This is a genomic window from Streptomyces sp. WM6386 (genome assembly GCF_000972385.1).
Taxonomy (GTDB): Bacteria; Actinomycetota; Actinomycetes; order Streptomycetales; family Streptomycetaceae; genus Streptomyces.
This window is the reverse complement of record NZ_JXTE01000063.1, coordinates 42,508-53,939: the sequence shown is the minus strand read 5'-3', so window position 1 is coordinate 53,939 and position 11,432 is coordinate 42,508. Positions and strand designations below refer to the sequence as shown.

The window sequence follows — 11,432 nt, the reverse complement described above, 5'->3', positions numbered from 1 at the left end:
GAGACGGGGTATCAACTAATCTGGCGTTGATTTTTGGCACGCTGTTGAGTTCTCAAGGAACGGACGCTTCCTTTGTACTCACCCTCTCGGGCTTTCCTCTGGGCGCTTCCCTTCGGTGTTTCAAACTCTATCAGTGTTTTCCGACTCCCTGACCACTCTCCTGCGGACATGCAGAAGGTGACCCCGAGATAGGATCTGACGAGTTTGGGTGCTGCTGAGCAAGGACGCTTACTAGCGCCGCTCGGCCTCAAGCAGGAGTACGACTGTACACGGGCCTCTGAAGTGCGTGCAAATCGATCGGACTGGTGGTCTAGACCACTACGCGGTATCTTCCATGCGGAACCGTCAGTTCATATGACATACGCTGCTCACAGTGCGCCGTCCAGGACAGGCAGTGACGACGCATATCGATCTCCACCCCTGGGAGGCTTCCCATGACCACCGTGACGTCCCCGTTGGCAGGACGCGCCATCGGACTGGCAGCTGTGCCCGATCCGGTCTTCTCCGGGGCCATGGTCGGCCCGGGTACGGCGATCGACCCCGTGCGCGAGGCCTCTGAGGCCGTCGCGCCCGTGGACGGAGTCATCGTCTCGCTCCACCCTCACGCCTTCGTCGTTGTCGACGATCAGGGTCACGGTGTGCTCACTCACCTGGGTATCGACACCGTCCAGCTCAACGGCGAGGGCTTCGAGCTGCTCGTGAACAAGGGCGACACCGTTACCCGCGGTCAGAGCATCGTGCGCTGGAACCCGGCCGCCGTGGAGGCTGCCGGCAAGTCCCCGGTCTGTCCGATCGTGGCGCTCGAAGCCACGGCCGAAGCACTCTCCGACCTGCGCGACGACGGCGATGTGAAGGCCGGCGACAGTCTCTTCGCCTGGAAGTGACATCAACTCCGTCCTGGGACGGCAAGTAGTGGCAACCATCGCGGCGGCGGGACCCGCCGCACTATCGGAGACGGGTGAGATGGAGACAACGCTGCGAGGCGTCGGCGTGAGCCATGGTGTGGCGATCGGCGAGGTTCGGCACATGGGGACGGCGGTTCTGGAGCCGCCTGCCAAGCAGATCCCGGCTCAGGACGCGGAGCGTGAACAGGGGAACGCCCGCAAGGCAGTGGAAGCTGTGGCGGCCGACCTGATGGCGCGCGGCAATCTGGCCGGCGGTGAGGCACAGGCGGTGCTCGAGGCGCAGGCCTTGATGGCCCAGGACCCCGAGTTGATGGCGGATGTGGATCGGCGCATCGCCGTCGGCAGCACGGCCGAGCGGGCTGTGTACGACGCGTTCGCCGCGTACCGCGAGCTACTGGCGGGTGCCGGTGAGTACCTCGCAGGACGCGTCGCGGACCTCGACGACGTGCGGAATCGTATCGTCGCCCGTCTGCTCGGGGTGCCTATGCCGGGCATTCCGGACAGCGATGAGCCATACGTCCTTGTGGCGCGTGACCTCGCACCGGCTGACACGGCTCTGCTGGACCCCACTCTCGTGCTCGGCTTTGTGACCGAGGAGGGCGGGCCGACCAGCCACAGCGCGATCCTGGCGCGAGCACTCGGTGTCCCCGCCGTGGTGGCACTGCCGGGTGCCGGTGAACTCGCCGAAGGCACCGTGATCGCGGTGGACGGCAGCACCGGCGACATTTTCGTGAATCCGAGCGAGGAGAAGAAGGCACAGCTGGAGGCTGCCGCCGCCGAGCGCAAGGCCGCGCTCGCGGCGTCGACCGGGCCGGGTGCCACGGCCGACGGCCACAAGGTGCCGCTGCTCGCGAATATCGGCGGTCCTGCGGACGTTCCGGCCGCCGTCGAGGCTGGTGCGGAGGGTGTCGGTCTCTTCCGTACCGAGTTCCTCTTTCTCGACGACAGCAAGAACGCTCCCTCCGAGGAGAAGCAGATCGAGGCCTACCGACAGGTTCTCGAGGCATTCCCCGAGGGTCGTGTCGTCGTACGTGTGCTGGACGCGGGTGCGGACAAACCGCTCGACTTCCTGACGCCGGGCGACGAACCGAACCCGGCGCTGGGTGTGCGGGGTCTGCGGGCGCTGCTAGACCATCCGGACGTGCTGCGTACGCAGCTGACGGCCCTGGCGAAGGCCGCTGAGGGGCTGCCGGTCTACCTCGAGGTCATGGCTCCGATGGTGGCGGACCGAGCGGATGCCAAGGCGTTCGCTGACGCGTGCCGTGAGGCGGGGCTGCGGGCGAAGTTCGGCGCGATGGTCGAGATTCCATCGGCCGCCCTGCGGGCGCGTTCGGTTCTGCAGGAGGTCGAGTTCCTGTCACTGGGGACGAACGACCTCGCGCAGTACACCTTCGCCGCGGACCGTCAGGTGGGTGCGGTGTCCCGACTGCAGGATCCTTGGCAGCCGGCTCTGCTCGACCTGGTCTCGCTGTCCGCCGAGGCGGCGAAGGCCGAGGGCAAGAGCTGTGGTGTCTGCGGTGAGGCCGCATCCGACCCGCTGCTGGCGTGTGTGCTGACCGGTCTGGGTGTCACTTCCCTTTCCATGGGTGCCGCGTCGATTCCTTATGTGCGGGCGACTCTGGCGAAGTACACGCTGGCGCAGTGCGAGCGGGCCGCGGCGGCCGCTCGGGCGGCGGACAGTGCCGATGAGGCGCGCAACGCCGCTCAGGCGGTGCTGTCCGGCGAGTAGTCGGCCGTACCGGTCGGCGGTGCTTCTTGAGGGGCGCTCCACCTGCGGGTGGGGCGCCCCTCCTGCGTTCAGTGGTGGTGTCCGGGCGTCGGGCCGTCCTGTCCGAGGTCGGGCGGCACGCAGTAGTCGACGCCGGATTCCGGTGAGATGAGGTCTCCGGATTCGATGTCGGTGCAGTACGCGTCGAAGACCTCGCCCGCGGTGAGGGGTTCCAGTCCTTCTCCGCGCAGCCGCCAGCCGTAGATGCGGTCGGTGGTTTTGGGAACGCTGGTTCGCATGACGAGTCCGCCGGGGGTTTGGGTCGCCAGGCCGAGAGCCAGGACCGTGGCGAATTCGAGGGCTTCGGCCTCGTCGAGCTGCGTGGTGCCGTCTGCGTCGATGTCGGCGTGGAGGACGGAGACGAGTGTTTCCGGTGTTGCCGTGACGCTGCAGACGAGGTGCCGGTTGCCTGGATGGGCCGTGTCGAGGATGCGGACGAGTAGGTCGGAGGCCCGGGCGAAGGCGGCTCGGCCGATGTCCTCACCGCAGGAGGCGCAGGCGCCGAGGCGTGCCAGGAGTGTGGAGGCGTATTCCCACGTGGCTTGCCGTACTGCTTCGTCGATGAGTTCGGGGACGAGTTCCGCCAGGGGGCGTCCGTCGTACGGGATGGTCGGGCCCGTGGTGGCGAGTTCGGCGGTGAAGCGGGTGCGACTGGAGGGAATGTCGGGTTCGAGGCCGGTGTCGGCGCAGTAGTCGGCGTACTCCTGTGGGTCGAAGAGGGCTACCGCGGTGTGGGTGCCCTGGGAGGCGCGGCTTTTGAGGAGTTCCTCCACCTGTTGGAGATAGAGGGAGTGGTCGTCGAAGGTGAAGCTGCGGTAGCTCCGCATGCTGCGGAAGTCGTGCTCGTCGGTGAGCAGGCCGATGGTGCCGGCGATCTCGCGGCGCAGAACGCGTCGCATGGTCTGGTGGTCGGTGTGCGCCATGTTTCCCCCTGTGCGCTGTCGATCAATGCTCACTCACAGTAACCGGGGGCACTGACAACGGGGCTGGGCGAGGTGTCAGGCGCGCTTGCGGGCCAGGTCCTCGTAGAAGTGGAGAAGGTCGAGGTTGTCGATGGAGCCCGGGTTGACGGCCTTGTCGAGTGGGGTGCCCTGAAGGAGGCGCTTGACGGGGACTTCGATGCGCTTGCCGGTGAGGGTGTGCGGGATACCTGGTACTTCGATGATCTCGTCGGGGATGTGCCGTGGGGAGAGCTGTTCGCGGATGGTCTGCTTGATGCGGCCGAGCAGGGTCTCGTCGAGGACGGCCCCGGGGGCCAGGTGTACGAAGAGGGGCATCCAGTAGCCGCCGTCGGGCTGTTCGATGCCGATGACGAGGGATTCCTTGATCTCGGGGAGTCGTTCGACGGCTTCGTAGATGTCGGCGGACCCCATGCGTACGCCCTGGCGGTTGAGCGTCGAGTCGGAGCGGCCGTGGATGACGACGGAGCCGCGGGAGGTGACGGTGATCCAGTCGCCGTGGCGCCATACGCCGGGATAGGTGTCGAAGTAGCTGTCGTCGTAGCGGCTGCCGTCGGGGTCGTTCCAGAAGTGGATCGGCATCGACGGCATGGGGTTGGTGACCACGAGTTCGCCGACCTCGTCGGTGAGGGGCTTGCCGCTGGGGTCCCAGGACTGCAGGTCGGTGCCGAGGCCGGGGGCCTGGAGTTCGCCGATGTGGACGGGGAGGGTGGGTACGGCGCCCGCGAAACACGAGCAGACGTCCGTGCCGCCGCTGACCGAGGCGATCCAGAGGTCGTCGCGGACCTCGTCGTGGAGCCAGCGGAAGCCGTCGGGCGGCAGCGGTGATCCGGTGGTGGCCACGCACTGCACCGAGGAGAGGTCGAAGTCGCGGCCGGGGTGCACGCCCGCCTTGCGACAGGCCATGACGTACGCGGCCGAGGTGCCGTAGAGGGTGGCCCGGGTCCGTTCGGCGATGCGCCATTGGGCGCCGGTGTCCGGGTAGCCGGGGCTGCCGTCGTAGAGAACGATCGTGGTGCCGGTGAGGAGGCCGGAGACGAGGAAGTTCCACATCATCCAGCCGGTCGACGTGTACCAGAAGAAACGGTCGTCGGGGCCGAGGTCGCAGTGCAGGCCGAGTTGTTTGAGGTGCTCGACGAGGATGCCGCCCTGCGACTGGACGATGGCCTTGGGGAGGCCGGTCGTGCCGGAGGAGTAGAGCACCCACAAGGGGTGGTCGAACGGCACCTGCTCGAAGGTGGGTTCGACGTCAGCGCTCGTGAGGGCCGACCAGTCCAGGGCGCCTTCCGGGGCGTCGGTGCCGAGGAGGGGGATGTGGACGACGGCACGCAGGGTGGGCAGTTCGCGGCGGAGTTCGACGACGGTGTCGCGACGGTCGTGCTCCTTGCCGCCGTAGCGGTAGCCGTCGACGGTGAACAGGACGACGGGCTCGACCTGTTGGAAGCGGTCGAGGACGCTGCGGGCGCCGAAGTCGGGGGCGCAGGACGTCCAGACGCCACCCACCGCGGCCGTGGCGAGGAGGGCGACGACGGCCTGCGGAATGTTGGGGAGGTAGCCGCTGACGCGGTCGCCGGGGCGTACACCGAGGGTGCGCAGCTCGGCGGCGAGGGAACCGACCTGGCGGCGCAGTTCGGACCAGGTGACGGGGCGTGGTTCGTGGGTCTCGTCGACGTGCAGGAGGGCCGGTTCGTCCGCGCGGGTGGCGGCCGCGCGCAGAGCGTGTTCGGCGTAGTTCAGGGTCGCCCCGGGGAACCACTGGGCGCCGGGCATCGAGCGGTCGCCCAGTACGCGTGCGTAGGGGGTCGAGAAGCGTACGTCGAACCATTCCGTGACGGCTTTCCAGAAGGTGTCCAGCTCGTCGACGGACCAGCGGTGCAGGGCGTGGTAGCCGCCTTCGGCCGGGGCGCCGTGGTGCTCGGCTGCCCAGGCGTGGAACCTGGTGACCTGCGCCTGGGCGATGCGTTCCGGATCTGGCTGCCAGAGCGGCTGGGGGTTCACGGTCGACATGGGGCGGCTCCCGGACTGTGCGCGTCGTGTGCGTCTCCCGCGCACGGGCTGGGGTGTGCGCGCGACGCGGATGACACGGACGATGCCATGTGATCGACTTCTACACCAGGGCGCGCCCCACATAGTCCGTGTCGTGAAGATGTGGTCCCGGCACGGGTGAACGGCAGTTGAACGACACGCGCGCGTGGGGCGGTCAGTGGCAGGGTGAGCAGCATGAACGGTCGTGACCTGGTGCGTTCGATAAAGACGGTCGGTTCGGCGGGGGCGGCCCAGGGGTTGCGTTCCGTACGGGCCTCGTGGCGTATGCGGCGAGCGGATGCCGCGGGGCTGCCGCCACGGGGGGCCGAGCGCGCTCGGGTGCCCGGGCCGGTGCGGGATGTGGAGCCGGGGCCCGGCGGCGGGGTCGTCCGGTTCAGCCGTTCCGAGCTGCGGATCACGGTCACGGTGAACGGGGCGGTCTTCTGGGGCTGGGACGGCGCGGGTCCCGAGCCGTCGTACGCGCTGGCCGGGCGCTGTCCTGAGCCGGATCCCCGGGCGGTGCTGGAGCCGGACAAGGACGGCGGCTGGCGGGTGGTGGCCGAACGGGCGACGGTCGTCGTCTCTCGGCACGGTGCGATCGAGGTGCGTACGCCCGGTGGGATGACCGTGCGCCGGGATCTGCCGCCGCGGTGGTGGGAGCCGGTGGGCGGTGGTGCCGCGCGCTGGATGCAGCGATCGGAAGTGTCTGCGGACGCGCGCTTCTTCGGGCTGGGCGGGCGGGCTTCGGGGCCGCGGCTGAGGAACGGGACGTACCGGCTGTGGAACACCGATCCCGGAGGGTCCTTCGGTCCCGCCGATGATCCGCTGTACATCACGATGCCGGTGCAGTTCGTGGTGTCCGACGCGGCCGCGCATCTGGCGTTCCACGACACCTCGTGGGACGGCACGGTGACGTTGCGGGAGGGTGAGGAGGGGGCCGGTTCCGGGCACGACCGGGCCGGTACGTGCGAGCTGCGGATGGCCGGTGGTCCGCTGCGCTGCTGGGTAATGGTGGGCACCCCCGCGCGTGTGCTGCTCGCCTGGGCCTCGCTCACCGGTGCGCCCGCGCTGCCGCCTGCGTGGGCGTTGGGGCACCATCACGCGCGGTGGGGGTTCGGGAGCGAGCAGGAGGTGCGGCGGATCGTCGGCGGCTACCAGGAGCGCGGCCTGCCGCTGGACGCCGTCCACTTGGACATCGACCACTATGACGAGCACCAGGTGTTCACTGTCGACCAGGAGCGCTTCCCCAAGCTGCCCCAGCTCGCCGAAGAGCTGAGGCGGGACGGGATCCGGCTGGTGTCGATAGTCGACCCGGCGGTCAGGGCCGAGTCGGGCAACGCCGTGTTCGACAGTGGTGTCGCCGAGGACGCGTTCGTACGGGACGCTTCCGGGCGCCTCGTGCGGGGAGTCGTCTGGCCCGGCGAGGCGGTTTTCCCGGATTTCACGCACTCGCGTGTGCGTGAGTGGTGGGGTCGCCTCTATGAGGAGCGGCTCGCTCAGGGGTTCTCGGGCTTCTGGCACGACATGAACGAGCCCACCTCGTTCGCGGCCTTCGGGGAGTCGACCCTGCCGCGTTCGGCCCGGCATCAGCTGGACGGGCAAGGCGGTGACCATCGCGAGGCGCACAACGTGTACGCGCTCTGCATGGCCCGTGCGGGGTACGAAGGCGTGCGGGAACTGGCTGCCGAGGAGCGCCCGTTCGTGTTCTCGCGCTCCGGGTGGGCCGGCATGCAGCGCTACGGGGGAACGTGGTCGGGTGACGTGGCCACGGGCTGGCCGGGGCTGCGGGCGTCGCTGTCGCTGGTGATGGGGCTCGGCCTGTGCGGGGTGCCCTATTCGGGGCCGGACGTGGGCGGCTTCGACGGGAGTCCGTCGCCCGAGCTGTATCTGCGCTGGTTCCAGCTGGGCGCGTATCTGCCGTTGTTCCGTACGCACGCGAGTCTGCGGGCGGGGCGCCGGGAGCCGTGGGAGTTCGGTACCGAGGTGCTGAAGCACGCGCGCGTGGCGCTTCTGGAACGCCGGCGGCTGCTGCCGTACTTCGTGACGCTGGCGCATCTGGCGAGGCGTACGGGAGCGCCGTATGTGCGGCCGTTGTGGTGGGGGGCGCCCGAGGACCGGGCGCTGCGTGACTGCGAGGACGCGTTCCTGCTGGGCGACAGTCTGCTGGTGGCGCCGGTGCTCGATCCGGGGGCGGACCGGCGTGCGGTGCAGCTGCCGCGGGGGCGCTGGTACGACACCGTGACGGAGCGGGCGTATCAGGGGCCGGGGCAGGTCCTCGTGGACGCTCCCTTGTCGCGGATCCCGGTGCTCGCGCGCGCGGGTGCCGTTCTTCCCGTGCGCGGGGAGGACGGCGGGCTGGAGCTGGAGGTGTGGGCGCCGGCCCGGGGACGGGCCGGCGGGGGGCTGGTCGTGCCCGACGCGGGTGACGGGTGGGACGAGCCGGAGATCGAGCGGTATGTGGCCCGTTGGCAGGGCCGGAGGGTGGTCGTCGAGCGGGAGGGTGAGGACGGCGTGAGTGCGCCGCCTCACCCTGTGCGTGTGCGGGGGATCGGGGAGCGCTAGGTCAGATGTACCGGCCCTCGAACCAGGCCCGTACCGCACGTGTGTGCAGGGGGAAGGCAAGCTCCTCGGGCCTGCGCAGGAGATGCCAGCCCTCCGTCTCGTCCGTCGCGGCGGAAGTGGGCAGGCCCTCCGCCGGGCGTTCCGGAAGGGACCCGAACAGGAGGAGGTGGCCGTCGGGCGAGCTCATGGCGTCGACGAGACGTACGTCGCGGCTCGCCGCGTCGATGCCGGTCTCCTCCTTGAGTTCACGGACGACGGCCTGGCGCCAGTCCTCCCGGTCGTCGATGTAACCGCCGGGCAGTGCGATGCCCCCGCGCGCGGGGGCGATGGTTCGGGTGACGACGACAAGGGCGGCGCCCTTGGTGTCGTACACCGGCTGGAGTGCCACCGCGACGGGCAGCGGGTTGCGGTAGGCCACGGTGGAGCAGGCGGGACAGGTGCGGGGCCAACCGGAGACGCCCTCTCCGTAGGGCGCTCCGCAGCTCGAACAGTGGGAGTCGGGCGCGGAGTTGGGGGTGGGGTGTTGGGTTTCGGACACGCGGCGGACTGTATCCGATCATAGGAAGGGCGTCTTCCGGGGGCTGCTCAGTGTTTGCTCGTGAGGGATTTCCAGGACACCGGGAAGTCGAAGAAGGTGTCCGGGTAGGGCTCCGGTTTGAACGTGTAGTGCCACCATTCCTCGGCCAGGTTCACGAAGCCGAGGTCTTCCAGGGTGGTCTTGAGCAGGAGCCGGTGGTCTCGTTGTGCGCCCTGGATGCGGGGGTCGAGGGTGTGGGAGAGGGTGTCGAAGCAGTCGAATCCGGTGCCCATGTCGACGGAGTTGTCGGGGAAGCGTTCGTCCTGGGGCGCGTAGCAGGGGACGAGGGGTTCGCCGGGTCGGTAGGGCCGCGTCGGCTTCGCGGGGAGCTTCACGATGGTGAGGTCCATGGTCGAGCCGCGGCTGTGGCCGGACTTCTCGGCGATGTAACCGTCGGTGAAGAGACGGGTCTTGTCGACGTTCGGGTAGAACTCGGCCTTCATGGCCTGGTCGTCGAGGTCCTTGGCCCAGCGGACGAAGTGATCGACCGCGCGCTGGGGTCGGTAGCAGTCGTAGACCTTGAGGGTGTAGCCCTGCCGGAGCAGCTTCGTTTGGGCTTGGTGGAGGGCCTCGGCGGCGGGTCTGGTGAGGATGCAGATCGGCTGCGCGTATCCGTCGACGCGTTCTCCCACGAAGTTGTGCGGGGTGAAGTAGCGCATCTCCTGGATGATCGTGGGGTCCACGGTTCTCAGCGCGACGAAGTCCTTCGGCGCCTTGGGTTCCGGTGTCGCCCGGGCGGTGGTGGCGGCGGTGGTCACGGTCAGCAGCGCGGCGAGCGTGGTGACCAGGCCGCGTACTGCGCTGGAGAGTCGTGTCATGCCTCTGCCTCTGCCCATCTCCGGCCTCCCGTGACACACTTCTGACGTTCCGTCAGATCCTATGCCCGGGAGGAACTGTGTCACGTGCGCGAACGCCCGTGGTGGCAGGCTGGTTCGCCGGCGAGGAGGGCGACTTCCATCTCCTCGGCACCCGCTGTTCGGCCTGCGCCTCGGTCTTCTTCCCTCGCGAGGACACCCACTGCCGCAATCCCGCGTGCCCCGGGGGCGAGCTGGAGGAGGTTCCGCTGTCGCGGCGCGGGCGGGTGTGGTCCTACACGGACAGCCGGTACCGGCCTCCGTCACCCTATGTGACCGATCCGGAACTTTCGTGGGAGCCGTACGCGTTGATCGCTGTGGAGCTGGAGGCCGAGCGGATCGTGGTGCTGGGGCAGGGTGTTCCGGGGCTCGCTGTCGCCGATCTGGCGGTGGGCATGGAGGTGGAGATCGTTCCCGGTGTGCTCCATGAGGACGCGGAGACGCTGTGGACGACGTGGCGGTGGCAGCCGACGACGGGGGTGACGGCATGACGGGAGAGGTGGCGGTGCTCGGTGCGGGCATGCACCCGTGGGGCAAGTGGGGCCGGAGCTTCGTCGCGTACGGAGTGGCGGCCGCCCGCGCGGCGCTCACCGATGCCGGGCTGGAGTGGCGGGACGTCGGTTCGATCGTCGGGGCGGACACGGTGCGTGGTGGCTATCCGGGGTATGTGGCCGGGGCGACCTTCGCGAAGGCGCTGGGCTGGCAGGGGGCACGGGTCACGAGCGTGTACGCGGCATGCGCGTCGGGGGCGCAGGCCGTCAACACCGCGCGGGCGCAGATCCTTTCGGGGCTCGCGGACGTGGTGCTCGTGGTGGGTGCCGACGCGGCGCCCAAGGGATTCTTCCGGCCGGCGGGCGGCGATCGGCCCGACGATCCGGACTGGCTCCGGTTCCGCGTCCTAGGAGCCACCAATCCGACGTACTTCGGGCTGTACGCGCGCAGACGGATGGCTGTGCACGGGGATACACCGGAGGACTTCGCGCAGGTCAAGGTGAAGAACGCCGCCATGGGAGCGCTGAATCCGAACGCGCGCTACCGCAAGCGGGTCACCGCCGAGGAGGTCGCCGCCTCCGCCGTGGTCGCCGATCCGCTCCGGCTGCTCGACATCTGCGCGACCTCGGACGGCGGGGCGGCTGTGGTGCTGTCCAGCATGGAGTTCGCGCGGCGGCACGGGACGGCGGCGCCGGTGCGGATCCGGTCGGTGTCGACGGTGACGCCGCGATACCCGAGCACGGTGCTGGATCTGCCCGACATCGCCACGGACTCCGCGGCGGCGGTGGAGCCCGGCGACGACACATTCCGCGAGTCGATCGCCCGGGCCGCCTACGAGGAGGCGGGTGTCGGGCCCGAGGACGTATCCCTCGCCGAGGTCTACGACCTCTCCACCGCCCTGGAGTTGCAGTGGTACGAGGACCTCGGGCTGTGCGGCGAGGGTGAGGGGGCGAAGTTGCTGCGGGAGGGTGCGACGGCTCTGGGCGGGCGCACACCCGTGAATGTGAGTGGCGGGCTGGCCTCCTTCGGGGAGGCGGTGCCGGCGCAGGCGATCGCCCAGGTGTGCGAGCTCACCTGGCAGTTGAGAGGTGCGGCGGGTGACCGGCAGGTGGCCGGGGCGCGGGTGGGGATCTCGGCGAACCAGGGGCTGTTCGGGCACGGTTCGGCCGTGGTCGCGGTGCGGTGAGACCCAACGGACCACCGGGCGGGGCAAGGGCTTTCTCATACGCTCCGTGATCGCCCCGGAATCCTGCGTGAACGTCTCATGAACTGCGCTCGGGCCGGCGCCCG

9 protein-coding genes are annotated in these 11,432 nt (G+C 69.4%); 5 read left to right on the top strand and 4 right to left on the bottom strand.

Translation table 11 applies throughout. The annotated features are described in order from the left end of the window. Positions 1-434: 434 nt before the first annotated feature. Both TN53_RS31270 and ptsP read left to right on the top strand, forming a co-directional pair. Positions 435-884 carry a PTS sugar transporter subunit IIA gene (locus TN53_RS31270; protein WP_046262104.1) on the top strand — a complete coding sequence of 150 codons (450 nt, stop codon included), beginning with the start codon at positions 435-437 and terminating at the stop codon, positions 882-884. A gap of 79 nt (positions 885-963) precedes the next feature. Beyond that, a complete protein-coding gene (gene ptsP / locus TN53_RS31265; protein ID WP_046262103.1) occupies positions 964-2,634 on the top strand; it encodes a phosphoenolpyruvate--protein phosphotransferase in 1,671 nt (556 codons plus the stop codon). Between the two features lie 68 nt (positions 2,635-2,702). Here ptsP and TN53_RS31260 read toward each other — a convergent pair whose 3' ends face one another. Further along, positions 2,703-3,596 carry a hypothetical protein gene (locus TN53_RS31260; RefSeq protein ID WP_046262102.1) on the bottom strand — a complete coding sequence of 298 codons (894 nt, stop codon included), beginning with the start codon at positions 3,594-3,596 and terminating at the stop codon, positions 2,703-2,705. A 75-nt stretch (positions 3,597-3,671) separates the two neighbouring features. Continuing rightward, a complete protein-coding gene (locus tag TN53_RS31255) occupies positions 3,672-5,639 on the bottom strand; it encodes an acetoacetate--CoA ligase (RefSeq protein ID WP_046262101.1) in 1,968 nt (655 codons plus the stop codon). A 213-nt stretch (positions 5,640-5,852) separates the two neighbouring features. Between TN53_RS31255 and TN53_RS31250 the strand changes: the two genes are divergently transcribed. After that, a complete protein-coding gene (locus tag TN53_RS31250; protein WP_046262100.1) occupies positions 5,853-8,219 on the top strand; it encodes a glycoside hydrolase family 31 protein in 2,367 nt (788 codons plus the stop codon). 1 nt (position 8,220) lies between these two features. Here the strand turns inward: TN53_RS31250 and TN53_RS31245 are convergent, their stop codons facing one another. Beyond that, positions 8,221-8,757 (bottom strand): NUDIX domain-containing protein, encoded by a 537-nt coding sequence (locus tag TN53_RS31245; protein WP_046262099.1) that lies wholly within the window; start codon positions 8,755-8,757, stop codon positions 8,221-8,223. A 47-nt stretch (positions 8,758-8,804) separates the two neighbouring features. Continuing rightward, positions 8,805-9,614, bottom strand: coding sequence for a M15 family metallopeptidase (locus TN53_RS31240; RefSeq protein WP_046262098.1), 810 nt, complete (start codon positions 9,612-9,614; stop codon positions 8,805-8,807). 98 nt (positions 9,615-9,712) lie between these two features. Here TN53_RS31240 and TN53_RS31235 point away from each other — a divergent pair, with 98 nt between their 5' ends. Continuing rightward, positions 9,713-10,141 (top strand): Zn-ribbon domain-containing OB-fold protein, encoded by a 429-nt coding sequence (locus TN53_RS31235; protein ID WP_046262097.1) that lies wholly within the window; start codon positions 9,713-9,715, stop codon positions 10,139-10,141. Next, positions 10,138-11,328, top strand: a complete 1,191-nt coding sequence (locus tag TN53_RS31230) for a lipid-transfer protein (RefSeq protein ID WP_046262108.1) — start codon at positions 10,138-10,140, stop codon at positions 11,326-11,328. Before TN53_RS31235 ends, TN53_RS31230 begins: the two co-directional genes overlap by 4 nt. Positions 11,329-11,432 lie beyond the last annotated feature (104 nt).